Below are 24,273 nucleotides of genomic sequence, written 5' to 3'. Positions count from 1 at the left end.
GCGTCCGTTGCTGACTCGGTCAGAGGTCGAAGAACACGGTCTCGCCCGCGCCCTGCAAGACGACGTTCCAGCGCAGTACGCCGTTGTCCGACGCCTGCGCGATCAGCGTGCTTCTGCGCGCGGCAGGCGTCTGGCGCAGGACCCAATCCCGTTCATTGGCTTGCGCTTCGTCCGGGAAGTACAGGCGGGTGGACAGATGCTTGAGCAGGCCGCGCATGAACAAGGACACCAGCAGATGAGGCGCTTGCAGCGAGCCGTCGGGCGCCGGCACGCCGCCGGGCTTGATCGTGGTGAAGCGGAACGAGCCGTCTGCTTCCGTGGGCACGCGTCCGAATCCCGTAAAGCCGGCTGGCGCGGCGTTGTCCGCATGGCGTGGATCGTCCGGGTGACGGTACACGCCGCGTGCGTCGGCTTGCCAGATTTCTATCATGCCGTCGGGCACCGGGTTGCCCTGGCCATCGATGATGCGGCCTTCAATCACGACCGGGGGCGCGCCCAGGTCGGGCTGACCCGCCGTCAAGTCCGCACAGTTCAGGCCGGACAGGCCGATGTGCAGGTAGGGGCCGACGGTTTGCGAGGTAGTGGGGTAGAGCATGCGTTACTCCATCGGGGTAGCGTTACGGCCGCGCAGCACGATATCGAAGCGGTAGCCCAGCGCGTAGTCGGGCACGGTGGTTTCCCAGTCCAGCGTGGCGACCAGGCGGGCGCGCGCCTTGGCGTCCGGCACGCATTGAAAGATGGGGTCGAATTCCAGCAGCGGATCGCCGGGGAAATACATCTGCGTGACCAGCCGCGTGGCATACGCACGGCCGAACAACGAAAAGTGGATGTGCTGCGGGCGCCAGCCGTTGTAATGGTTGCCCCACGGGTAGGCGCCCGGCTTGATGGTTTTGAACTGATAGCGGCCGTGCGCGTCCGTTACCGTTCGGCCTTCGCCGCTGAAGTTCGGGTCCAGCGGTGCGTCATGTTGATCGCGTTTGTGCAGGTAGCGGCCGGCGGCGTTAGCCTGCCAGATTTCGATCAGCGCATCGGGCACCGGCCGACCGTTCTCGTCCAGCACGCGGCCGGACACGATGATGCGTTCGCCGATGGCGTCGGCGCTGGCGATGCGCGTCAGGTCGTTGTCGCCCTGCTTGACGAAGGCGGCGCCGAACGCGGGGCCGGTGATTTCGGACAGGGTTTGCGGCACGGCGATCAGCGGCTCATTCGGCGACCGCAGCAGCGTGGAACCATAAGCGTCGAAGCGGTAAGCGGGCTGGGTGTTCCAGAACGGACGCCGGTATTGGGCAAGATCGGACATTGCGAAATTTCTCCTTTGTGTAGCGGATCAGGGCGTGCGATACGGCTGTGCGGGTGCAGGCCTGACCCGCCCCGCACAACGCCTGCGCATCACCCGCCGAACCAGCGCGCGGGCACGATCACCAGCGCCGGGAAAACGACCATCAGGAACATGATGGCGAACTCGGCCACCATGAATGGCATGACCCCGCGTGTGACGTCGTCCATCTTCATCTTGCCCACGCCCGCCACCACGTTCAGCACGGTGCCCACGGGCGGCGTCACCAGGCCGATCGAGTTGTTGATGATGAACAGCACGCCGAAATACACCGGGTCGATGCCGGCCGCGCGCACCACCGGCATCAGCACGGGCGTCAGGATCAGGATGGTGGGCGTCATGTCCATGGCGGTGCCCACCACCATCACCAACACCATGATGGCCGCCATCAGCAGGATCTTGTTGCCGATGAATGGCTGAAGCATGTCCACGACTTTGGCGGGCAGGTCGGCCACGGTGATCAGCCACGCGCTGACCATGGCGGCGGCAATCAGGAACATGACGATGGCGCTTGTCTTGGCGGCCGACACGAACACCGCGTACAACTGATTCAGCTTCAGCTCGCGGTAGACCAGCGTCGATACCAGCAGTGCGTACGTGGCGGCCACCACGGCGGCCTCCGTCGGCGTGAAGACGCCCATGCGCAGGCCCACCAGGATGATGACCGGCAGCATCAGCGCCCACAGCGCATTGCGCGCCGCCGTGCCGATTTCCTTGGCGGATTTACGCGGCGGCGGCACCACTTTTTCACGGCGGACGAGCCAAGCCCACGTCAGCCACAAGGCGCCACCGATCAGCAAGCCGGGAACGATTGCAGCCATGAACAGTTTCGAGATCGACACATTCGCGGCCACGCCGAAAATCACCAGGCCGATGCTGGGCGGGATCACCGGGCCGATCACGCCCGTGGCCGCGATCAAGCCGCCGGCCGTTGATTTCTTGTGGCCCGCGCTGACCATCATCGGCAGCAGCAACGCGGTCAACGCCGCCGCGTCCGCCACGGCGGAACCGGACAAGGCCGACAACAGGCAGCCCGCCATGATGGTGACGTAGCCCAGCCCGCCCTTGACGTGCCCGACCAGCGCCAGGGCCAGGTCCACGATCCGTTTGGACAAGCCGCCCACGTTCATGATTTCGCCGGCCAGCATGAAGAATGGCACCGCCAGCAGCGGAAAGCTGTCCGCGCCACCGATCACGTTCTGCGCCAGGATCTGCGAATCAAAGATATCCAGATGCCACATCAGCGCCACGCCGCTGGCCAAGAGCGCAAAGGCAATGGGCACGCCCAACGCCATCACGCCCAGCAGCGACCCGATGAATACGAAGATGGTCATGCGCTTCTCCCCGGCGCGCCGTGGTTGGCGTCGTCCAGAATCTGCTTGAGCTGCACGGCTTCTTCGGATTCCTGGACCATGATCAGGTCCTGGTCGCGCAGCTTGCCGGCCAGCACGCGATAAAGATCCACCGCGATGATCAGCCCAGCCAAGGACGAGAACACCAGCCCCGCCACATACACGATCGCCATCGGCAAACCGCTGACCGGCGCGCTGACGTCCGCGTTGATCACGGCCTGTTCCCAGCTGCCCTTGAACATCAAGCCCACGATGTAGAGCATGATGATCTGGCCCACGACCAGGCATATTTTCTTGCCCGCCGTCGGCAGCTTGGCCACCACCATGTCCATGCCCAGGTGGCCGCGTTCCTTGAGCGCGATGACGGCGCCCAGGAACGTCAGCCAGATGAACATCCAGCGCGACAGTTCTTCCGACAAGGTGATGCCGGAATTGAAGCCGTAGCGCGCAACGACGTTGCCGAAAACCAGCACCACCATCGCCGCCAGCAGCAGCGCGATGGCCAGTTCCAGCACGCGGCACGCGACCGCGATGAACCCGTCTATGAAAACCATGAAGCCGCCCCCTTCAGCGTGCAAAGCGTGCGCGGTGTCATGCGCGCGCTTCTTGCAGGATGTCGACCAGCCCGCGCAGCGCCGTCAGGTACGAATGCGGCCCCAGCCCTTGCACGGTGCCTCGCACCGCCGGCGAAATGATCGAATGCGCGCGCCACGTTTCGCGCGCGGCGATGTTGGACATATGCACCTCCAGCGTCGGAAACGGCATTGCCTTGATGGCGTCGTGCAGCGGCACGCCGTGCTGTGTCAGCCCGGCCGGATTGACCAGCGCGCCTTGCGCCGCGTCGATGTTCTGGTGCAGAAAGTCGATCAACGCGCCTTCGTGGTTCGATTGCAGCGTGGCCAGTTCCACGCCCAATTCGTCCGCCAGCGTGGCCAGGCGCTGGTTGATTTCAGCCAAGGTCGTGGTGCCGTAGATGTGCGGCTCGCGGCGCCCGAACAGGTTCAGGTTCGGGCCGTGCAAAACAAGAATCTTCATGATGGATACGCCGGTGCGTTTACTTGCGGATGCGTGCGAGTTCGTCGTTGTAGAGCTTGACGATGGCGGGGTCGTAGCTGCCGGTGAAGTGCTCAATGACCGGCTTGACGACCTGCTGCATGCGGACTTTTTCCGCCGGTTCGATCGTGTTGTATTGGATGCCCTTGGCTTGCAATTCCGCCACGGCTTTTTGCGCGGCTTCGCGGCTGACCTTGCGCTGGTAGCCACGCGCCTCGTCGGCCGCCTCTTGCATCAGGCGCTGTTCGGTGGGCGACAGCTTGTCCCAGAATTTCTTGCTGACCAGCACGATGTTGGCGGCGTAAACGTGGTTGGTCGCGCTGACGTACTTCTGCACTTCGTAGAACTTGTTCGACAGAATCACCGAGTACGGATTTTCCTGGCCGTCCACCGCTTTGGATTCCAGCGCGCCGTACAGCTCGGCAAACGGCATGGGCACGGGGTTGGCCTTGAACGCCTTGAACGTGTCCAGGAATACCGGGTTGGGAATGACACGGATCTTCAGGCCAGCCAGGTCTTCGGGCTTGGTGATGGCGTGCTTGGAGTTAGTCACGTTGCGAAAGCCCAGGTCCCAGAAACCCAGCGCAACCAGGCCTTTTTCAGGCAGCTTGGCGATCAGCGCGCGGCCCAGCGGCCCGTCCAGCAGCGCGTCTGCCTGGCCAAAGTCGGTGACCGAGAAGGGCAGGTCGATCAAGCCGAATTCCTTGACGATGCCGGCCAGCGACGTGGACGCGGGCGCCGACATTTCCTGCACGCCGCCTTGCAGGCCGGACTGCTGCTGCATTTCATTGCCCAGCTGCGATGCGGGGAATTCTTTCACCTTCATCTTGCCGCCGCTTTTGCTGGCAAGGATCTCGGCAAACTTCTGCACGCCCGCGCTGACGGGGTGGTCGGTGTTGTTCAGGTGGCCGAACCGGATGGTGCGTTCCTGGATGTCCTGCGCATGGGCCGTCATGGCGGTCGAGCACAGCAGGCCCATCAGGCCCAGGCAGAAAATGCGGGTCTTCATCGTTGTCTCCTTCCGTGATTTTTTTGGAATGTTTTCGATGTCTTGGAGGACTCGGTAGTGGAATGTAATTCCGAGTGGAATAGTTTTCCACCTAGGGTTATCATCCATCACCCCATTACTTGTTGAGATGACATGGCCGGAGTCCTCGAACGCGCGCTTGCCGTCATGGAGCACCTTTCCTCCCGACCCGAAGGCGTGCCGCTAGCCTCGCTGGCGCAGCAGCTTGAGATCCCCCAAAGCGCCGCCCATCGCTTGCTGACCGACCTGTGCCGTTGCGGCTACGTCAGGCAGATCCGCGACCACGGCGACTACGCGCTGACCGCCCGCGTGGCCTCCATTGGCCTGAGCTATCTGGCGGCGACCGGCATCGTCGATATCGCGCAGCCGCTGGTCGACCGGCTGGCCGATATCTCCGGCGAGCTGGTGCGCCTGGCCATCGTCGATAACGAACGGCTGACGTGGGTCGCCAAGGCGCAGGGCGCGCGTCACGGCTTGCGGTACGACCCGGAAATGGGATCGGACGCGCGGCTGTCGTGCAGCGCGTCCGGGCACGCGTGGATGTTGACGATGTCGGACGAGCGCGCGCTGGATCTGGTGTCGCGCCAAGGCTTCGGTTCGCCGGCGGAATATGGCCCCAACGCGCCCACCACGATTGCGGCGTTGACCAAGATGCTGCAAGCCGGCCGCAAGCGCGGCTACGCGATGATCAACGAAGTGTTCGCGCCCGGCATGACGGCCATGGCGGCGCCCGTGCAGCGCAAGGGCGAAGACGCCATCGGCGTGCTCAGTATCGCGGGCCCTGCCATGCGCCTGACCGAAGCGCGCATGCTGGAACTGGGCCCTCAGTTGCTGGCGGCCACCGAAGAGTTGGCGCTGGCAAGCCTGGCGTCGCCGATGTTCCGAAAGCGCTTTCCCATGCAGGGCCGTAGTGACGGCGACGATACGGCGAAGTAGGCCGTGAACCGGCCACGGCGCGCTAGTCCTCTGCGGTCGGGCCATTGCCCCACGTGCCCACGCGGGCCGAGCGCAGCAGCGGCGACGCCTCTGCCGCCTGCGCCAGCTCGCTGGCCGCGCGCAGCAGCGCCGGCCCGAACTTTTCCATTGCCTTCAGCGTCAAGCGTTGCGACGGGCCGGCTACCACCAGGATGCCGGTGCTTGCGTGGCCGGGGCGGCGAATTGGTGCCGCCATCGCGCTCATGCCCGCCGCATAAACGTCTTGCAGCATGCTGTACCCGCGCCGCCGGTGGCCGTCCAGGCCGGCAAGCAACGCGCGGATCGACGTGGGCGCGTTCGGCCCGAAATCGCGCGGCTTGCCCAGCCCTTGTTCGGTGACGTACGCAATCGCCTGGTCCTCCGGCAACGTCATCAGCCAGGCGTGGCCGGCCGCGCTGCAAGACAGGCGCAGGTCGATGCCCATGTCGGGGTCATACAGCAGCCCCGACTTTGCCCCTTGCGCCTTGGCCACCAGGGTCAGCCGCTTACCGTCGACGATGGCCAGCCGCACCAGTTCGCCGGTGGCCAGGGCAAAGCGGTCGATGACCGGTTGCGCAATGTCGACCACGCCCGAACGCCCCAGAAAGCTCAAACCCATCGACGCCAGCTTGGTCGTCAACGCATATTCGCCGCGCACCGGCGTCTGCCGCACGTAGCCGTACTTCATCAGCTCGTGCAGGGTGCGGTGGCAGCCGCTGCGCAACTGGTTCAGGTCGTCGGCCACCGTTGCCAGCGCGACGCCGTCGGGGTGCTTGGCCAGGTATTCAAGCAATGCCAATGTCTTTTCGATTGCCCCGCTCATTGCAACTCCTTGGGTTGGCCACCATGAAAAAACCGAGCGCTGAATGCCGCCAAATTCAAATTTTGAATTCGGCCAAAATTTGAACGGCATTCAAAATTATGCCCTATGCTCGCAGCGAAATATTCCTTGCCGACACCAAACCAGAGGGGTTGTGATGCAGATTGGAAAGCCGTTATTTCGCCTTGCCGTAACCGCCGTCGCATCTCTTTCGGTTTGCCTGGCGCTAACCGCCACCGTGGCCGCGCAAGAGGTCAAGGCGCGTACCCTGAAGTTTGCATTCAGCTTGGCCGCGGATCATCCGCTGGGGCAGGGCGCGCAGAAGTTTGCCGACCTGGTCGCCGAGAAAAGCGGCGGCAAGATGAAGGTGTCGATCTATGCCAACGCCGTGCTGGGGGGCGACCCGCAAAACCTGTCGGCGGTGCGCGGCGGCACGTTGGACTTCACGTCGATGGCCACGGGGCTGCTGGCCGGCATCGACAAGCGCTTCATGGTGTTTGACCTGCCGTTTCTGTTCGACGATGCGCGCGAAGCGTATGCGGTGTCCGATGGCCCGGTGGGCAAGCGCCTGCTGGACGGCTTGGCCGACCACGGCTTGGTCGGCCTGGGAATCTGGGACCTGGGCTTTCGCAACATGACCAACAGCCGCCGCCCCATTACCGGCGTGCAGGATTTTCAGGGCTTGAAGATCCGGGTGATCGCCGCGCCGGTGTATATCGAGATGTTCAAAACCTTGGGCGCCAACCCCGTGCCGATGACGTTCGGCGAAGTCTATGGCGCGCTGGAGTCCAAGGCCATCGACGGGCAGGACAACCCCGTGGGCGTGATCCAGTCCGCGAAGTTCGCCGAGGTGCAAAAGTACCTGTCGCTGACACGGCACATCTATACCGGTATGCCCTTCCTGATGAGCAAGAAGACGTGGGACGGCATGTCGCCGGCCGAACGCCAGATCATCCTGGACGCGGCCAACGAAGCCAAGCAGCAAGAACGCAAGATCTCGCAGGCCAAGGAAGCCGTGGCCATCGACGACTTGCGCAAGCTGATGCAGGTCAACGAGCCGTCGCCCCAGGCGGTAGACGGCTTGCGCCAGGCCGTCAAACCGGTGGTCGACAAGTTCGCCGGCGAGATCGGCACGGACTTGATGCAGCAGGTGGCCACGGAATTGTCCGCGCTGCGGGCAAAGCGCTGATCATGGCGCTATTGGGCAGCGCCGCCATCGCCATGTGGTGGGATATTGCGCCGGCATGGCGCTCGGAATTCGAAGACTGGCATTCGCATGAACACTTCCCCGAGCGCATGGGCGTGCCGGGTTTCCGGCGCGGCTCGCGCTGGGTCAGCGCCCATGGCGGCGAAGGCTTTTTCGTCATGTACGAACTGGACGGCTACGACACGCTGAGTTCGCCCGCCTACCTGGGCAGGTTGAATCAGCCCACGCCCTGGTCCACCAAGCTGATGCCGCAACATCGCAACATGATCCGCAGCCAGTGCAGGGTGCTGGAAAGCGTCGGAGGTGGTTTGGCGCGGTACGCGCTGACCCTGCGTTTGTCACCGCGCGCAGGCGCGCAGGACGCATTGCGCGCGTTTGTAAAAGCGCATGCTGCCGCCTGCTGCGTGCGCCCGGGCATTTCGGGCGCGCATCTGCTGATGACGCAGACCCCCGCGATTGCGCAAACGACCGAGCAAGCCATACGCGGCGCCCGCGACGGCGTTGCCGATTGGATCTATATCGTCAACGGCTACGACATCAACGCGGTCACTGCCTGCGAAGGCGAGGTGCGCAACGCCGAGGAACTGGCGAGGCACGCCGACCCGGCCGCCGCGTGGTCGGATATTTATTGTTTGTCGCATACGCTGGAGGCCGTTGGGACCGGGCTATCGGGCCAAGGGGCGACACCAAACGCGTGAGGGGGATGCGCCGGACAGACGGTTTATCGGCCACGGGCAAATGCTAATCTCGTAGCCTGATCTATCGGCGCTACGGTGAAGCTCAGGCTACGCGCTGCCGGCACTCCCATTCTTTAAAGGCCCCCCATGCCCTCCATCGATCCGTCCCTTTCCTCTTTGACCCTGAATACCAGCGAAGACGGCCTGCGTTACCTGCAAGGCAATGTCGATACGCCAGACATAAACGGGGGCCAGGTCTATGTGTCCGTCCAGGTGCTGGCGGACTCTCGCGACAATGAGGCCGGGATGGCGGCGTTTACGCGGATCATGGCGGATCTGGGCGCGTGGATCGCCAAGGCGACGGCGTACTTGGAAGAGGTGTATCGCAGCGATCCCGAGGTGCTGGGCTGCGACGCGTCGTTCCAGCTTCCGGTGGGCGTGCCCCTGGTGGATGGCCCGGAAGTCATCTTCCATGGTGAGGAAGACTGGTCCATTCTGTTCGAGGAAGGGGTGTTTCCCATCTGCGAACCCTACGGCATCATGGTCAACTTCCAGGACGGCGAAGTGGCGGATTTCACCGACCTGTCGGGCGTCGAAGACGAGTGACGGCCGGGCCGCGCTGCTACGACTTGGAACGATTTTTTGACGTTTGCCTTGCTATAAATACCGCTGATGAAGCCATGGGCCAGGGAAAATGTTGATTCGATTGTTGAGCCGCCACAGCGTGGCGCTCTTGTTTGCCGCACTGATATCCGCCTGTTCGTCAACGCCGACCACACCGACGGGCTCCAGCGAAACCGCCAAGGTTGCCGCGTCCGAGCGGGTGGTCAGCGATAACTGCAAGATTCTGCGCAGCCGCTGCATCTTTGAAGGGTCTTACGATGCGGGCGAACGAAATTACGCCGAGCTGGAAGCCAAACGCCTGAACAAGGCGGAATTGGATCGGCTGCGGCGCATGGCGCAGTAGCCTCTCGACGCCCGCAAGGAATTGCACGCGCGGCACGCAATTCCCGTTATTGATCGGCTTGGTTACAGACCGGCAATCAGGCCGGTAATTATTTGCGCTGGCATCCTGTTTATTGAGTAGCATCGGCACATCGCATTGCCGTGTATTCAACATCAGGAGAAGTTCGATGGCCCGCGCTACCGCTCATGCAGTCGATTCTCCGCAGCGTTATTTATTCAGTGGCGGAGCCGGCCGCGCGCCGAACGGCGCCAATGGCGCCACCGGCGGCAACGGCGTCTTGAACCTCAAGCGGCCCTGCCAATGTGGCAGCGTGGCGTGTGGCTTGATTTACCAGCGGGTGATGGCGGATATGTCGCGTCGCAAGTTCCTCGGCGGCGCGGCGGCCATGATGCTTCCCTTTACGGGCGCGCGCGCGGCCAGCAACTGGCTGCGTCACCCCACGCCTTCCGATCGTCCCTTGCTGCTGACCAACCTGCGTTTGTTCGATGGCTCGGGCAAATCGGTACAAAACGGCGTGCAGGTATTGATTCAAGGCAACGTAATTGCCGCCTTGCCCAGCGCCGGGCAATCGGTTGACGGCGCACAGGTGATTGATTGCCAGGGCAAGCTCGTCATGCCGGGCTTGATCGACGTGCACTGGCATTCCATGTTGGCGGCGGTGGGCCAAACCGTCGCCATGACGGCCGACCTGGGGTATCTGTATATCGCGGCTGCCGAGGAGGCCGAGCGCACGTTGATGCGTGGGTTTACCTCGATTCGTGACGCAGGCGGGCCGGCGTTTGCATTAAAGCGCGCCATCGATGAAGGCATGGTTCCCGGTCCCCGCATTTATCCCAGCGGCGCCATGATTTCACAAACCTCGGGTCATGGGGATTTTCGCTTGCGCAGCGACTTGCCGCGCGCGGCCAATACCCCGTTGAGCTTTGTGGAAAGCGCCGGCGTGGCGATGATTGCCGACGGCACCGCCGAAGTATTGCGGCGTGTGCGAGAGCAGCTGATGTTGGGCGCGTCGCAAATCAAAGTCATGGCGGGCGGCGGCGTGTCGTCGCTTTACGATCCCTTGGACAGCACGCAGTTTTCTGAAGTGGAATTGCAGGCCGCCGTTGACGCGGCGGCCGACTGGAATACCTATGTGATGGCCCACGTCTACACGCCCAAGGGTATCCAGCGCACGATCAAGGCCGGCGTCAAATGCATCGAACACGGGCAATTGGCCGACGAGGAAAGCGTGCGCATGATGCGTGAAGAGGGCGTCTGGTGGAGTCTGCAACCGTTCTTGATGGACGAGGACGCCAACACGTATCCCGATGCCGCGCGTCAGGAATCACAGCGGCGCGTGTCGGAAGGCACGGTGCGCGCCTATGAACTGGCGCAAAAATACGGCATCAAGACGGGCTGGGGCACCGACATTCTGTTCAATGCCAAGAACACGCCCAGCCAAGGACGCCAGTTGGCCAAGCTGGTGCGGTTCTATGACCCACTGACCTTGCTGGCGCAGGCAACCGGGGTCAACGGCGATTTGTTGGCCTTGTCGGGCCAACGCAACCCGTACCCCAAGCCGCTGGGCCGTATCGCGCCGGGCGCCCTGGCCGATATTCTGGTGGCCGACGGCGACCCGTCTCGCAATCTGGATTTTCTGGGCGACCCCGAGACCCATCTGCGCCTCATCATGAAAGATGGCAAGGTTTACAAAAATACCTTGAGCGCGGCCCCGGCCGGTCAATAGTCTTATTAACGCGCATTATCTGGTCGGATTATCTCGCTGGCGGATTATTACAGAATAATCCGCAATAAAGTTAACGCGTTAGATACTTTCTGTCTGGTTTGATTGCCTTTCCTAAACATCGGGGACGCATCCCTCACTACACTTCGCGGTCCGTGTAGAAATGCGAATCCGGGATGTTCAATAGGGCGGTGATAGTGCATGTGGCTGTGTTACTTGTGCTCTGGCCATCACAAAAAATAAGGCAGGAGATAATCTGTGCGCAATACCCCTTTGGTACCCGAATAATCGTGCTGATCCAGAAAGATATTTATATGAAATGGAACGCGCCGGTGCCGGGTAGCTGTACATCAGAGTCCGAATACGGCGCCGTGCGGATCAAGGCGGTGACCGGCGTCCGTGGCTGAAAAAGTCGCCGTCTACGGCGGCGGCGCGCGGCGATCAAGCTCGTGAACGATTCGCTCTTTCAATCCCAGCAAGTCCGCCGCGTGCAACCTTTCCACGGACGCGGCCGTGTCGTCCGTCATCAAGCTCAGGTTCAACGCCAGCGTCTGGCCACCGGGCGCATGTAGCGGGGTAGACATGGCGACAACGCCGGGCTGCCATGACGCCACGCAATAATCCGCAGCCACCACTTTTGCGATGGCCCGATCAATTTCCGCGCCGATCGGTTTCCACGACGCGCTGCGATACCCCGCCATTATTTTCTTGAGCAGCGCCTGGCGCGCCGCCGCGGGGCGCGTGGCCAGATACGCGCGACCTAAGGACGTGAGTTCGATCGGTACCCGTTGGCCCGCCACGATGGTGCGAAGCGAGGCCCGGCGGTTATAGCGGATGGACTCCAGATAAACCATTTCAGTGCGGTCCGCGCTGGCAAGGCCGATATTGACGTGCAGTTTGTTGGATACGTCGCGCATGAACGGCGTGGCGGCGTTCAATACCGGCGACGCAGCGCGCATGGCGTGGCCCAGGCTTAACACCGGCGCGGCCAGCCGGTAGGCACGCGCGCCGCGCTCGTATTCCAGAAAGCCGCTGGTCACCAGCGTCTGAGTCAGCCGGCTGACCGTGGCGGCGGAAAGGCCGGTGCGCTCGGCAAGCTCGCCATTGCCAAGCAGGTCGGTGCCGGGCTTGAACGCGCGCAGGATTTCCAGGCCACGGGCCAGCGACCGGTTCTGGCTGACGCCATCGAAACGTTGCTGCGCGGGGGGCGCATCATCGAGTGTCACAGTCGCCATCATCCTTGAAGCCATCCTCGTTGAAGCCCACCGGCCCAATTCCACCAAGTGGAATTGGGCCGGTGTTTTTGCCCACTGTAGCGCCTACCGTGTCGATATCGCCAGCGAAAAAAAAGCATCGGATCGCGCTGGCCTATCGACCAAGACGGAGCAACAAGATGGCGGACTACGAATTCATCAAACTGCACGCGGACGGCGGCGTGGCGACGCTAACGCTGAACCGGCCCGAGAAGCGCAACGCCATCAGCGACGCCATGCGTGCCGAACTCATCCATGCGCTGGAGGCCGTGGCCGCTGACCGGGGCACCAAGGCGCTGGTGCTGACAGGGGAAGGCAAGGGCTTCTGCGCGGGCGGCGACATCTCTGGCATGCAGCGCCGCATGGACGCGCCCTCGGGCGAAGTCGCCTTCAACGGCTGGTCACGGCAGCAGCGTGTGCACCATGCGGTCAGCCTGCTGTTTCGCATGCCCAAGCCCACCATCGCCGCCGTTAACGGCGCGGCCGCCGGCCTGGGGGCGGACACGGCGCTTAGCTGCGATTTCATCGTGGCGTCGGACAGCGCGTCGTTCACCTGGAGCTACATCACGCGGGGATTGATTCCGGATGGTGGCGGCATGTTTTTCCTGCCTCGTCGCGTGGGGCTGGCACGCGCCAAGGACCTGATCTATTCCGGTCGCAAGGTCTTGGCGGAAGAAGCCCTGGCCCTGGGCATCGCCGACCGGCTCGCCCCGGCTGGCGACGAAGTGCGCGCGGCGCAGGCCTGGGCCGCCGAACTGGCCAAGGGCTCGGCCACGGCCTTGGCGCTTAGCAAATCGATACTTGACCAGAGTTCCGAGCTGACCGCCGACCAGGTCTTCGCCATGGGCAGCCAGGCGCAGGGCATCTGCTACACCAGCAGCGAACACCGCGAATCCGTTGCGGCATTCCTCGCCAAGATGGCCCAGGCCAAGATGGCCCAGGTCAAGGCCGCTTCGGGCGGTCGCGACGGAGACGCGCAATGAGCGGCATACAGAAATTGCTGCGACCGCGCAGCGTTGCGGTCGTGGGGGCGTCGGCGGACCCGGCCAAGACGTCGGGCCGGCCGGTGGCCTATCTGCAAAAGCATGGCTTTGAAGGGCGCATTTATCCCGTCAATCCCAAAGCGTCCGAGATTGGCGGGCTGCGTTGCTACCCCGATATCCGCTCCTTGCCGGAAGCGCCGGACGTGGCCATCGTGTTGCTGAGCGCGCAGCGCACGCAGCAGGCGATTGCCGAACTGGCGGCCATGGGCACGGGCGCGGCCATCGTGCTGGCCAGCGGCTACTCGGAAACCGGGGACGTGGGCGCACGCCGTCAGCGCGAGCTGCGCGAGGCGGCGGGCAGCATGCGCATCCTGGGGCCAAACACCATCGGCCTGGTCAACCTGACCGACCGCATCACCCTATCCGCCAGCGGCGCGCTGGAACTCGATGAGCTGACCAGCGGCGCGATTGGGCTGGTGTCGCAAAGCGGCGGCATCCTGGGTGCGTTGCTGTCACGCGCGGCGGCGCGCGGCATCGGGTTTTCCAAGCTGATCTCCACCAGCAACGAGGTCGATCTGGACCTGGCGGATTTTGTGGATGCGTTGGTGGACGACCCGGCCACGCGAGTCATCGCCCTGTATGTGGAAAGCATCCGCAACCCCAGGACGTTCCGCGCGGCGGCGCGCAAGGCGGCGGCGGCCGGCAAGCCCATCGTGGCGTTCAAGGTCGGCCGTTCGGCATCCGGCGCGCAGGCAGCGGCCTCGCATACGGGCGCCTTGGCCGGTGCCGACGCCATGTACGACGCGCTGTTCGACGAGACAGGCATCATTCGCGCGCAAACGTTTGCCGACCTGCTGGATATACCCGCCGCGCTGGCCGACGATCGCAAGCTAGGCGGCAATCGCGTGGCGGTGCTGACGTCAACCGGCGGGGCGGGCACGCTGGTGGCCGACAGTCTGGGCGTGGCAGGCTTTGAGCTGCCCGCGCCCGATGCCGCCACGGGCGCCGCCTTGCGCGCGCTGCAAACCGGCGACCACGCCGCGCTGGATCGCAACCCGATCGACGTGACGCTGGCCGGCTTGCAGCCGGACCTGCTGCGCAACGCCATCCGCATCGTGCTGGAAAGCGATCAGTATGATGCGCTGGTCGTCATCGCGGGATCTTCCGCCGTGGCGCAGCCCGAGCTGATGGCCGGTGCGCTGCGCGATTCACTGACGCCTGACGGCAAACCGGTACTGGCATATATCAGTCCGCACGCCCCGCGCGCCGCGGAAGTCCTGAGCCGCTACGGCGTGCCCGCCTTTGCCGCGCCCGAAAGCGTCGGCGCGGCGTTGTCCGCCATGCGGCGGGTGCAGGGTGGCAAGCTGAGCGGAGTGCGCGCGGAGCGCCCGGTGCGCGACGACACGCCGGCGCACGCGGCTTCGCCCGCAACCGTCGAACCGCACAAGGCGCTGGACGAAGCACAGGCCAAGGCGCTGTTCGCGCAGTTTGGAATCCCGGGCGTGCGGGAAATCATCGTCAATGCCGACGCCGAAGCCGAAGCCACCCGCGCCGCCCGCGCATTGGGCCCGCGCGTGGTGCTCAAGCTGCTGTCGCGCGACATCACCCACAAGAGCGACGTGGGCGGCGTGGCCGTCAATGTCGCGCCGGAAGACATCGCGCAGCGCCTGCGACAGATGCGCATCGACGTGCGCCAGCACACCGGCAAGCCGCCCCAGGCCTACCTGGTGCAAGAGATGGTCACCGGCGCGGCCGAGGTCATCGTCGGCCTCCATCACGACCCGCTGGGCACGGCGATATTGCTGGGCATGGGCGGCGTGGTGGCCGAGCTGGTGCGCGACACCACCTTGCTGCTATTGCCGGACGACGGCGCGGCCTTGACGGCGCAAGACGTCGAGGCGGCCCTGCGCCGCTTAAGAACATGGCCCTTGCTGGACGGCTATCGCGGCCGACCGACCTGCGACGTGCCCGCGCTGGTGCAGGCAGTGCTGGCGTTTGCGCGCATGGCAAGCACCTTGCAAGGCCAGTTGCTGGAAGCCGAGATCAACCCGCTGTTCGTCAAGCCGACAGGGCAGGGCGTCTGCGCGGCCGATGGCGTCGTGGTGATGAAGGACTAGGCGGGCAGCCCCGCCGTCCCTTCCCCCCCACGCAACTTTTTTGCCGACGCGCCGCACAGGATCCGCACAAGACCGGCGCAAAAAAAATCAGGAGACAACGATGAAGACCTACCCATTTGTGTTGCGGCCCATCAAGGCAGTCGCCGCCGCGATGTTGACGATATGCACCGTGGTCGCGCCGCAAGCGCACGCCGCTTTTCCCGACCGGCCGCTGCGGATCGTGGTGCCGTTCACGCCCGGCGGCGGCACGGATATCATTGCGCGCCAGCTGGCCAAGGGCCTGACCGACGAACTTGGCCAATCCGTCATCGTCGAGAACCGGCCGGGCGGCAGCACCATCATCGGCACCGAGAACGTGGCCAAGAGTCCGCCCGACGGCTACACGCTGCTGATGGCGACGTTCGCGCACGCGGTCAATCCGGCCATTCACAAGAAGCTGCCCTACGACACCGACAAGGCGTTTGCGCCCGTTGCGCTGATCGGCAAGTCGCCCAATGTGCTGGTGGTGTCGCCCAAGTCCAAATTCAAAAGCGTGCAGGACATCCTGGCGTACGCGCGCGCCCATCCCGGCAAGCTGACGTTCGGTTCCTACGGCAATGGCACGTCGGCGCATCTGGCCGGCGAGCTCTTCAAAAGCCTGGGCAAGGTCGACGTCCTGCATGTGCCGTACAAGGGGGCGGGCCCCGGCATCAATGACTTGATGGGCGGGCAGATCGACATGATCTTCTCTACGTCGGCCAGCGTCAGCGGCCACGTCAAGACCGGGCAGTTGCGCGCGCTGGCTGTCACGACCCAAGACCGTTCACCGTCGTATCCCGGCGTGCCCGCCGTGGCCGAAGCAGGGGTGCCGGGCTACTACGTGGACAGCTGGTACGGCGTGTTCGTCCCGCAAGGCACGCCCGCCGCCGTCATTGACCGGCTGAACGCCGCCATCAAGAACGTGTCGGACAAGGCGGATTTTCAGGCGGCGCTGAAATTGGAGGGGTTGGTGGCCAACGTCGGCACGCCCGCCGCGCTGGGGGACTACGTGAAGCAGGAAGAGGCGCGCTGGAGCAAGATCGTTAGCGAGGCCGGCATTACCGACGCCCCTTGATCGGGTGGCGCGCCCGGGCGCGAGGTTCACACCGGCAGCGGTGCAAACGTGGGCCTGTGCCGCGGGCAAGCGCGGGCAAACGTTGGGCAAACGTGGGCACGCAGTGGGCGCGGGAAGGGGCGAGAAGTGGCGAGAAGGGGCGAGAAGGGGCGAGAAGGGGGGTAAGGGGCGGGAAGGCGCGCGATGAAAGACATCGCCACGATCCGGCAGGGTCAATGACCGCCTTGCAGATCTTGCGGCGTGTCGACATCGGTGTGCACGCCGGGATCTTCCACTGCCAACTCGTGCACGGGATGGCGCAGCAGCAAGCGGCGCGCGCCCACGTCGCCCGATAGCGCGGCAAGCTCAGGCCAGAGCTCGCGAGCGAAGGCGACGGGGTGGCCGCGCTTGCCTTGCCACGTGGGCGTCACGATGCGATGGTGCGGGGCTGCGGCGGCCACTTGCATGCAGGTGTCGGCGCGCAACCACGGCATGTCCGCCAAGGCGACCAGGCACGACGATGCGGCGGGCAAGCGCTGCGTCTTAGCGTGAACGTCTCGCCCTTCGGGTGGAAAATCTTCGCCCCGGCCAATGCCCGGGCCGAGCAAGTGGCGGGCGGCGGTCGCCAGGCTATCGCCCATGCCGTCCGCGTTCGCGCCCACCATGACCAGCTCGCATCCTTCCGCTTGCAGCAGCGCGCCCAGCGCCGCTTGGTCGGGTCGAAGCACCGCAATGGTGCGTGATGTGGCGCTGCCCAGCGCGCGGGCGGACGCCACCGCCACCGGCGTGCCATCTTCCAGCCGCGCCATCAACTTGTCCTGACCGGGGGCGTCCGCGGCGTAGCGCCGCCCATGGCCCGCCGCCAGCAAGATGCCGACGCACGCGGCCGAGGGCAAAGCGCGCAACGCCGAAGAGGGGGACGCGGAAGGCGCTGACAAGGAAGGCGCAGACAAGGAAGGCGCTGACAAGGAAGGCGCTGACAGGGAAGGCGCTGACAAGGAAGGGGCTGACAAGGAAGGGGCTGACAAGGAAGGCGCTGGCAAGGAAGGCGCTGACAAGAAAGGGGCTGACAAGAAAGGGGCTGACAAGAAAGGGGCTGACAAGAAAGGGGCTGACAAGAAAGGGGCGGCCAAGGAAGAGGCTGACAAAGCAGAGGCTGACGAAAACGGTGGCGGCTTAGGCATGGCGCTTGCTGGGCGATCACGGTTGACAGTGGGCAACTGGGGGGGGGAGACGTGGCGTCTTGGACAACCCGCGCCACTCCTGACATTCCCCCGTTGATTCGTGAATTTCACTCAACGGTGTATGCGGATTTTGCCTCTTTTCTTGCCGGGCGGGCCACTGGTAGAGTGAGTCCGATATTTCCAAAGGCACCAACATGGAAAGTCTTGATCTACAAGTGTTGGCCGCTATCCAGGACTGGCGGCGCCAGGGCCACGCGTTTGTCCTCGCGACGGTAGCCGCAACCTGGGGCGCCTCGCCACGGCCACGCGGATCGTGGCTGGCGGTGCGCGACGATGGGCGCATTGCCGGGTCGGTATCCGGTGGCTGCATCGAAGGTGACCTCATCGACAAGATGCGGCGCGGCGATCTCTGGCGCGCCGGCCCTTATGCGCTGACCTACGGCGCCACCCGCGACGAAGCGTTGAACTTTGGCCTGCCCTGCGGCGGCATCCTGGAATTGCTGATCGAACCCATGCCGGATGCGGTGCAGCTGCATAGCCTTGCCGACCGACTGCGCCAAGGCGAACTCGTCAAAAGAACGTTGAGCCTGGCCGATGGCACCGCGCAACTGACGCCGGCGCAGCCGGGCGACCGGTTCGACTGGAGCGGCAAAGTGTTGACCACGCTGCACGGCCCGCAATGGCGCTTGCTGCTGGTGGGCGCCGGCGACATCGCGCGCTATGTGGCGCCGATGGCGGTAGCCCTGGGATTCGACGTCACCGTGTGCGACCCGCGCGAAGAATACGCCGCATCGTGGAACGTGCCGGGTACACGACTCGTCACGACGATGCCAGACGACACGGTGATGGCCCTTGCGCCCGACGTGCGCACGGCGATCATCGTGCTGGCGCATGACCCGAAGCTGGACGACATGGCCTTGCTGGAAGCGCTGCCGTCGCCGGCGTTCTTTGTGGGCGCGCTGGGCTCGCGCCGCACCAACGAAGCGCGACGCGCGCGTCTGCGTGAACATTTCGGTTTTACAGAAGAGCAGGTTGCGCGCCTGCGTGGCCCGGTGGGCCTGCCCATCGGCAGCCGCACCCCACCCGAGATCGCAGTGTCGATCCTGGCGGAGCTGACGCAGCAACGTATTGAACATACGACACAGGCCGCCGCGCATTCCCGGCGGGAGTGGGAATGCGGGTTGCTGCATGCCGGACCGCAATCCGGACCGCAACCCGACCCGCAACCCGACCCGCAACCCGACCCGCAGCGCGCCGCCATCCGCGTCGCCGACTAAACGAAAGGGGCAGACTTGGAAAACTCATCAGCAATCAAGATCACCCGGCGCAACCTGCTGAAGGCGGGCGCCGTTTCTGCAACCGCCATGGCTGCCTCATCGTCGGTGTCGTTGGCCCAGCAGGCCGCGCAGACCGGCGTGCAGCCAATGTCCGCCACCGTGACGCTGCGGGTGAATGGCTCGTCACGCGAAGTGTCGCTGGACATGCGCACCAGCTTGTTGGACGCGCTGCGCGAGCACTTGCATCTGACCGGCACCAAGAAGGGTTGCGACCACGGCCAGTGCGGCGCCTGTACGGTGGTGCTGGACGGACGCCGCGTCAATTCCTGTCTGACACTTGCCGTGATGCACGACGGCGCCGAGATCACCACCATTGAAGGGCTGGGCTCGCCCACGGCGCTGCATCCGCTACAGGCCGCCTTCGTCAAGCACGACGGTTATCAGTGCGGCTACTGCACGCCGGGCCAGATCTGTTCGGCGGTGGCGATGCTGGAAGAATTGTCGCAAGGCGTGCCCAGCCACGTCAGCGAGAGCCTGACCGAGCGCCCGCTGCTTAGCGTGGACGAAATCCGCGAACGCATGAGCGGCAACATCTGCCGCTGCGGCGCGTATTCAAACATCATTGAAGCCATCACCGAGGTGGCGGGGAGCAAAGCATGAGGCCGTTTACCTACGAACGCGCGCGCACCCCCGCCGACGCCGCCGCCAGCGCCGCCCAGGCACGCGGCGCCCGCTTCATTGCGGGCGGCACCAATCTGCTGGACCTGATGAAGCTGGAAGTGGAAACGCCCACGCACCTGATCGACGTGAACGGGCTGGCGTTGGACCAGATCACGCCGACGCCCGAAGGCGGGCTGCGCATCGGCAGCCTGGTGCGCAACACCGATCTGGCCGCCGACGAGCGCGTGCGGCGCGATTACGCCGTGCTGTCGCGCGCCATTCTGGCCGGCGCGTCGGGGCAGATACGCAACCGCGCGACCACGGCGGGCAACCTGCTGCAACGTACGCGCTGTCCGTATTTCTACGACACCAACATGCCGTGCAACAAGCGCGCGCCGGGCACGGGCTGTTCGGCCATCGGCGGCGTGACGCGTCAATTAGCCGTGATAGGCACCAGTGACGCCTGTATCGCCACGCACCCCAGCGACATGGCGGTGGCCATGCGCGTGCTGGACGCGCAGGTGGAAACGGTGCGCCCGGACGGCGCCACGCGCGTGATTCCGATCGCGGACTTCTACCGCCTGCCCGGCGATACGCCGCACATTGAAACCACGCTGGAAGCCGGCGAGCTGATCACGGCGGTGGCCCTGCCCAAGCCGGCAGGTGGCACGCACGTGTACCGCAAGGTGCGCGACCGCGCCTCTTACGCGTTTGCGCTGGTGTCCGTGGCCGCCGTGGTGCAGCCCGACGGCAGCGGGCGCGTGGCGTTGGGCGGGGTGGCGCCGCAACCGTGGCGCCTGGACGCCGCCGACGCCGCGTTGCCGCAAGGCGCGCGGGCGGTCACCGACCGCCTGCTGGCCGACGCCCGGCCCACCGACGACAACGCATTCAAGCTGACACTGGCCGCAAGAACCCTGAGTGCAGTGCTGGCGCAAGCGAGGGCCTGACGCGATGAAATTCGATACTCCCGCTACCCAAAATCCCATCGACCAGCTAAAGGTCGTGGGCCATGGCGTCGACCGCATCGACGGCCCGTTGAAAACCACCGGCAGGGCGCCCTACGCGTACGAGCGGCATGACGTGGCGCCCGATGCCGCCGTGGGCTATGTACTAGGTTCTGCCATCGCAAAAGGCCGCATCACATCGATGGACATCGAGGCCGCGCGCCGCGCGCCTGGCGTGCTGGCGGTGGTGACCGCGCAAAACGCCGGCAAGCTGGGCAAGGGCAAGATGAACACCGCCACGCTGCTGGGCGGCCCCGCCATCGAGCACTATCACCAGGCCATCGCCCTGGTGGTGGCCGAAAACCTGGAACAGGCGCGCGCCGCCAGCCGGCTCATCCGCGTGCAGTACGAACGCACGCAGGGCGCGTTCGATCTGGCCGCCGAGAAGGCGTCAACGGACAAGGCCGGCAAGAACGATCCGCAAGAGGACCGCGTGGGTGAATTCGAAAGCGCCTATGCGCAGGCGCCGGTGAAGATCGACCACACCTACACCACGCCCGACCAGTCGCACGCGATGATGGAGCCGCATGCGTCCGTTGCCAAATGGGAAGGCGATGCGCTGACGGTGTGGACGTCGAACCAGATGGTGGACTGGGGGCGTGGCGACCTGGCGCGCACCCTGGGTGTGCCGCGCGAAAAGGTCCGCTTGATCTCGCCCTATGTGGGCGGCGGTTTTGGCGGCAAGCTGTTTGTGCGCGCGGATGCCTTGATGGCGGCGCTGGGCGCGCGGGCGGCGGGCCGACCGGTCAAGGTGGCGCTGCAACGCCCGTTGATAGCGAACAACACCACGCATCGCCCCGCAACGATTCAGCGTGTGCGCATCGGCACGACGCCAGACGGCAAGATCACCGCCATCGGCCACGAAAGCTGGTCGGGCGATTTGCCCGGCGGCCAGCCCGAGCTGGCCGTGCAGCAAACGCGGTTGTTGTATGCCGGCGCCAACCGGCTGACCGCGCTGAACCTGATGCAGCTGGACCTGCCCGAAGGCAACGCCATGCGCGCGCCCGGCGAGGCGCCGGGCATGATGGTGCTGGAAATTGCCGTGGACGAAATGGCGGAAGCGGCCGGGCTGGACCCGGTGGAATTTCGGGTGCGCAACGACACGCAGGTGGACCCGGCCAAGCCCGAGCGGCCGTTCTCGCAGCGCCGCTTCATTGAATGCCTGCGCCTGGGCGCGGACCATTTTGGATGGGCCAATCGCAGCGCCAAGCCCGGTACTCGCCGCGAAGGGCGCTGGCTGGTGGGCATGGGCGTGGCGTCGGCGTTTCGCAATAACCTGGTGACCACATCGGCGGCGCGCGTGCGCTTGGACGCCGCGGGCCAGGTCATCGTTGAAACCGATATGACGGACATCGGTACCGGCAGCTACACGATCATCGCGCAGACGGCCGCCGAAATGTTGGGCGTGCCGCTGGCCAAGGTCGTCGTGCGGTTGGGCGATTCTGACTTCCCGGTGTCGGCCGGCTCGGGCGGGCAGTGGGGCGCCAATAGCTCGACGGCGGGCGTGTACGCGGCGTGCGACAAGCTGCGCACCCAGATTCTGCAACGCCTGGGCTTCGCCACGGACGGCGCGGTGTTCGCGGACGGCTCGGTCACCGATGCAAATGGCCGAACGGCAACGCTGCGCGATGCGGCGGCGGGCGGCGACCTGGTCGCGGAAGACACGATGGAATTCGGCGACCTGGACAAGAAGTTCCAGCAGTCCACCTTCGGCGCGCATTTTGTCGAAGTGGCGGTGGACGCGGCCACCGGCGAGACGCGCATCCGGCGCATGCTGGCCGTGTGCGCCGCCGGGCGCATCCTGAACCCCAAGACGGCGCGCAGCCAGGTGATCGGCGCCATGACGATGGGCGTGGGCGCGGCCTTGATGGAAGAGCTGGCGGTGGACGACCGGGTCGGCTTCTTCGTGAACCACGACCTGGCCGGCTACGAGGTGCCGGTGCACGCCGACATCCCAAGCCAGGAGGTCATCTTCCTGGATGAAACCGACCCGATTTCCTCGCCCATGAAAGCCAAGGGCGTGGGCGAGCTGGGCCTGTGCGGCGTGGGCGCGGCGATTGCCAACGCGATCTACAACGCCACTGGTGTCCGGGTGCGAGACTACCCGATCACGTTGGACAAGCTGCTGCCGGGCTTGCCGGAGCTGAGCTGACCAGGACCGTGATTCCCAGCCGCGTCACCCCCTGCTGCCAGCGGCCGCCAGCGCGCCAAGGTGCCGGCTGGCCGACGCGCGTGTCAGCCCTGCGTCTTCAATGACCCCAACGACCTGATCTCGTCATACAGCGCGCGGCCGACCCATACGCCTTCCTGTTCGCTCTTGGCGCGCGCCTTGAAGCGGCGTTCGGAAGGCAGGCGTGCGCCCTGGCCGCTGATGGCGTCCAGCATGGCCTCGGCGGCGTCGGCGTTGGCCGGCGCCAGGCCACGGCCCAGGATGTTCGGGTCCAGCGCAATTACCAATTCCCCGTGCAGGGGCGTGCCGCCCTTGCCGGCATCGTGCGCTTGCGACTGCATGCTGGTCCAGTCGCCGATGAGCGGTCCGGCCAGCAGCTCGATCATCGTGGATAGTGCCGACCCCTTGTAGGTACCGAACGGCAGCATCGCGCCCGCCAGTCCCGCAGCGGCGTCGGTGGTGGGCCGTCCTTGCGCATCAATCGCCCAGCCTTCTGGAATGGCGCGCCCGGTGCGACGGTGCAATTCGATTTCGCCGCGCGCGACCATGCTGGTGGCAAAGTCAAACACATATGGGTAGGGGCCAGGGCGCGGCCAGGCGAACGCCAAGGGGTTGGTGCCGAACACCGGACGCGTACCCCCCGCCGGCGCCACCCAGCTATGGCTGGGCGTCATCGCCAAGCCCGCAAGGCCATGCTGCGCAATGGCTTCGACTTCGGGCCACAGCGCGGAAAAGTGGAAGCAATTGTTGATGGCCAGCACGGCCACGCCGTTGCGCTTGGCCTTGTCCACCAGATGCGGCAAGCCTTCTTGAAATGCCAACAAGGAATACGCGCGCTGCGCATCGACCTGCACCACGGCTGCGGTGGGGTGCGTGACGATGGGCAGGGCTTCAGGGTCAACCAGCCCGGACTGCAAGGTACGCACGCAAGCGAGCAGGCGGTACATGCCATGAGACTGGCAGTCATCGCGCTGACCCGCCGTGATCGTTTGCGCGATGGCCTTGGCGTGCGCCGTCGAAAAGCCGTTGCGGCTCAACACATCAAGCGATAACTCATAGACCTCGGTGATCGAGAGATTGACCATGTCGGTGTTCACATTACCTCCGGGTTTGCATTGCATGGCCCCGGCCGGCAGCGCGGACGGGGTCGAATCAAAGCGGCGCGGGGCAGTCTGCGCTTGGCCAGTGTAGCGAGGTTGATGGCCAGCCTGATTGTGACCCGAATATGTCGCGCTTGAACAAGCCGTGGACGCGCCTGTGGCAGTGCATCAATTCAAGCGCGGGACCGCTTTGGCAAAGGGATGGAAGCTGTTTTGCAATGCAGCAATGCAAATGGCGTTCGACATTCAGCCAAAGGGCTTTTTTTCTGATTTATCAGAGCGCCAATTAAGCATCTTCCTAGTTAAATCCGCGCGCCTAAATCGTATCGTTCATGGA

Annotated in this window: 24 protein-coding genes; 14 read left to right on the top strand and 10 right to left on the bottom strand. The window is 64.8% G+C overall.

Annotation, left to right across the window (positions count from 1 at the left end):
• Positions 1-19: 19 nt before the first annotated feature.
• From pcaG to DVB37_RS19145, 6 genes are all read right to left on the bottom strand, one after another.
• A complete protein-coding gene (gene pcaG, locus DVB37_RS19170; RefSeq protein WP_120156463.1) occupies positions 20-595 on the bottom strand; it encodes a protocatechuate 3,4-dioxygenase subunit alpha in 576 nt (191 codons plus the stop codon).
• A gap of 3 nt (positions 596-598) precedes the next feature.
• On the bottom strand, positions 599-1,300 hold the full coding sequence (gene pcaH, locus DVB37_RS19165; RefSeq protein WP_046804879.1) for a protocatechuate 3,4-dioxygenase subunit beta: 702 nt from the start codon (positions 1,298-1,300) through the stop codon (positions 599-601).
• An 89-nt stretch (positions 1,301-1,389) separates the two neighbouring features.
• Complete coding sequence (locus DVB37_RS19160; protein ID WP_104144064.1) at positions 1,390-2,670, bottom strand: TRAP transporter large permease; 1,281 nt, start codon at positions 2,668-2,670, stop codon at positions 1,390-1,392.
• Positions 2,667-3,242, bottom strand: coding sequence for a TRAP transporter small permease (locus DVB37_RS19155; RefSeq protein ID WP_120157578.1), 576 nt, complete (start codon positions 3,240-3,242; stop codon positions 2,667-2,669). The genes DVB37_RS19160 and DVB37_RS19155 overlap by 4 nt, the downstream gene beginning before the upstream one ends.
• Before the next feature lie 37 nt (positions 3,243-3,279).
• Complete coding sequence (locus DVB37_RS19150) at positions 3,280-3,723, bottom strand: type II 3-dehydroquinate dehydratase (RefSeq protein ID WP_104144063.1); 444 nt, start codon at positions 3,721-3,723, stop codon at positions 3,280-3,282.
• A gap of 19 nt (positions 3,724-3,742) precedes the next feature.
• Positions 3,743-4,750, bottom strand: a complete 1,008-nt coding sequence (locus tag DVB37_RS19145) for a TRAP transporter substrate-binding protein (RefSeq protein ID WP_046804883.1) — start codon at positions 4,748-4,750, stop codon at positions 3,743-3,745.
• Between the two features lie 132 nt (positions 4,751-4,882).
• On the opposite strand from DVB37_RS19145, the gene DVB37_RS19140 reads away from it, so the two are divergent.
• Complete coding sequence (locus DVB37_RS19140) at positions 4,883-5,704, top strand: IclR family transcriptional regulator (RefSeq protein ID WP_120156462.1); 822 nt, start codon at positions 4,883-4,885, stop codon at positions 5,702-5,704.
• Positions 5,705-5,726: 22 nt separating this feature from the next.
• Here the strand turns inward: DVB37_RS19140 and DVB37_RS19135 are convergent, their stop codons facing one another.
• Positions 5,727-6,545 (bottom strand): IclR family transcriptional regulator, encoded by an 819-nt coding sequence (locus DVB37_RS19135; protein ID WP_120156461.1) that lies wholly within the window; start codon positions 6,543-6,545, stop codon positions 5,727-5,729.
• 154 nt (positions 6,546-6,699) lie between these two features.
• Here DVB37_RS19135 and DVB37_RS19130 point away from each other — a divergent pair, with 154 nt between their 5' ends.
• The 5 genes from DVB37_RS19130 (at position 6,700) to DVB37_RS19110 (ending at position 11,119) form a co-directional block, all read left to right on the top strand.
• Entirely contained in the window at positions 6,700-7,731 is a 1,032-nt protein-coding gene (locus tag DVB37_RS19130) for a TRAP transporter substrate-binding protein (protein ID WP_120156460.1), read from the top strand.
• A 2-nt stretch (positions 7,732-7,733) separates the two neighbouring features.
• Positions 7,734-8,447 carry a hypothetical protein gene (locus DVB37_RS19125; protein ID WP_120156459.1) on the top strand — a complete coding sequence of 238 codons (714 nt, stop codon included), beginning with the start codon at positions 7,734-7,736 and terminating at the stop codon, positions 8,445-8,447.
• Between the two features lie 126 nt (positions 8,448-8,573).
• Positions 8,574-9,032, top strand: a complete 459-nt coding sequence (locus DVB37_RS19120) for a hypothetical protein (RefSeq protein ID WP_046804888.1) — start codon at positions 8,574-8,576, stop codon at positions 9,030-9,032.
• 88 nt (positions 9,033-9,120) lie between these two features.
• On the top strand, positions 9,121-9,393 hold the full coding sequence (locus DVB37_RS19115) for a hypothetical protein (RefSeq protein ID WP_046804889.1): 273 nt from the start codon (positions 9,121-9,123) through the stop codon (positions 9,391-9,393).
• Positions 9,394-9,742: 349 nt separating this feature from the next.
• Complete coding sequence (locus tag DVB37_RS19110; RefSeq protein WP_371683143.1) at positions 9,743-11,119, top strand: amidohydrolase family protein; 1,377 nt, start codon at positions 9,743-9,745, stop codon at positions 11,117-11,119.
• A gap of 416 nt (positions 11,120-11,535) precedes the next feature.
• Here the strand turns inward: DVB37_RS19110 and DVB37_RS19100 are convergent, their stop codons facing one another.
• A complete protein-coding gene (locus tag DVB37_RS19100; protein WP_240433932.1) occupies positions 11,536-12,342 on the bottom strand; it encodes an IclR family transcriptional regulator in 807 nt (268 codons plus the stop codon).
• 167 nt (positions 12,343-12,509) lie between these two features.
• Between DVB37_RS19100 and DVB37_RS19095 the strand changes: the two genes are divergently transcribed.
• The 3 genes from DVB37_RS19095 to DVB37_RS19085 all read left to right on the top strand — a co-directional run bounded on the left by DVB37_RS19095 (position 12,510) and on the right by DVB37_RS19085 (position 16,562).
• Positions 12,510-13,352 carry an enoyl-CoA hydratase/isomerase family protein gene (locus DVB37_RS19095; protein ID WP_120156457.1) on the top strand — a complete coding sequence of 281 codons (843 nt, stop codon included), beginning with the start codon at positions 12,510-12,512 and terminating at the stop codon, positions 13,350-13,352.
• Positions 13,349-15,469 carry an acetate--CoA ligase family protein gene (locus tag DVB37_RS19090; protein ID WP_120156456.1) on the top strand — a complete coding sequence of 707 codons (2,121 nt, stop codon included), beginning with the start codon at positions 13,349-13,351 and terminating at the stop codon, positions 15,467-15,469. Before DVB37_RS19095 ends, DVB37_RS19090 begins: the two co-directional genes overlap by 4 nt.
• A gap of 100 nt (positions 15,470-15,569) precedes the next feature.
• A complete protein-coding gene (locus DVB37_RS19085) occupies positions 15,570-16,562 on the top strand; it encodes a tripartite tricarboxylate transporter substrate binding protein (RefSeq protein ID WP_120156455.1) in 993 nt (330 codons plus the stop codon).
• Positions 16,563-16,774: 212 nt separating this feature from the next.
• Here the strand turns inward: DVB37_RS19085 and DVB37_RS19080 are convergent, their stop codons facing one another.
• On the bottom strand, positions 16,775-17,446 hold the full coding sequence (locus DVB37_RS19080; RefSeq protein ID WP_240433931.1) for an NTP transferase domain-containing protein: 672 nt from the start codon (positions 17,444-17,446) through the stop codon (positions 16,775-16,777).
• Between DVB37_RS19080 and DVB37_RS28750 the strand changes: the two genes are divergently transcribed.
• From DVB37_RS28750 to paoC, 5 genes are all read left to right on the top strand, one after another.
• On the top strand, positions 17,412-17,822 hold the full coding sequence (locus tag DVB37_RS28750) for a hypothetical protein (RefSeq protein ID WP_240433930.1): 411 nt from the start codon (positions 17,412-17,414) through the stop codon (positions 17,820-17,822). The two genes, DVB37_RS19080 and DVB37_RS28750, sit on opposite strands and share 35 nt — an antisense overlap.
• 97 nt (positions 17,823-17,919) lie before the next feature.
• A complete protein-coding gene (locus tag DVB37_RS19075; RefSeq protein ID WP_120156453.1) occupies positions 17,920-19,002 on the top strand; it encodes an XdhC family protein in 1,083 nt (360 codons plus the stop codon).
• A 15-nt stretch (positions 19,003-19,017) separates the two neighbouring features.
• Positions 19,018-19,662: an aldehyde dehydrogenase iron-sulfur subunit PaoA gene (gene paoA, locus DVB37_RS19070; RefSeq protein WP_046806014.1), complete on the top strand. Its 645-nt coding sequence runs from the start codon at positions 19,018-19,020 to the stop codon at positions 19,660-19,662.
• Entirely contained in the window at positions 19,659-20,609 is a 951-nt protein-coding gene (locus tag DVB37_RS19065) for a xanthine dehydrogenase family protein subunit M (protein ID WP_120156452.1), read from the top strand. The genes paoA and DVB37_RS19065 overlap by 4 nt, the downstream gene beginning before the upstream one ends.
• A 4-nt stretch (positions 20,610-20,613) precedes the next feature.
• Positions 20,614-22,818 (top strand): aldehyde oxidoreductase molybdenum-binding subunit PaoC, encoded by a 2,205-nt coding sequence (paoC, locus tag DVB37_RS19060; RefSeq protein WP_046806012.1) that lies wholly within the window; start codon positions 20,614-20,616, stop codon positions 22,816-22,818.
• A gap of 83 nt (positions 22,819-22,901) precedes the next feature.
• Here the strand turns inward: paoC and DVB37_RS19055 are convergent, their stop codons facing one another.
• Positions 22,902-23,957 (bottom strand): Ldh family oxidoreductase, encoded by a 1,056-nt coding sequence (locus DVB37_RS19055; protein WP_120156451.1) that lies wholly within the window; start codon positions 23,955-23,957, stop codon positions 22,902-22,904.
• Between the last annotated feature and the right edge of the window lie 316 nt (positions 23,958-24,273).

This window comes from Achromobacter sp. B7 (genome assembly GCF_003600685.1).
Classification (GTDB): Bacteria; Pseudomonadota; Gammaproteobacteria; order Burkholderiales; family Burkholderiaceae_B; genus Achromobacter; species Achromobacter spanius_B.
This window is presented reverse-complemented; position numbering and strand designations above follow the sequence as displayed.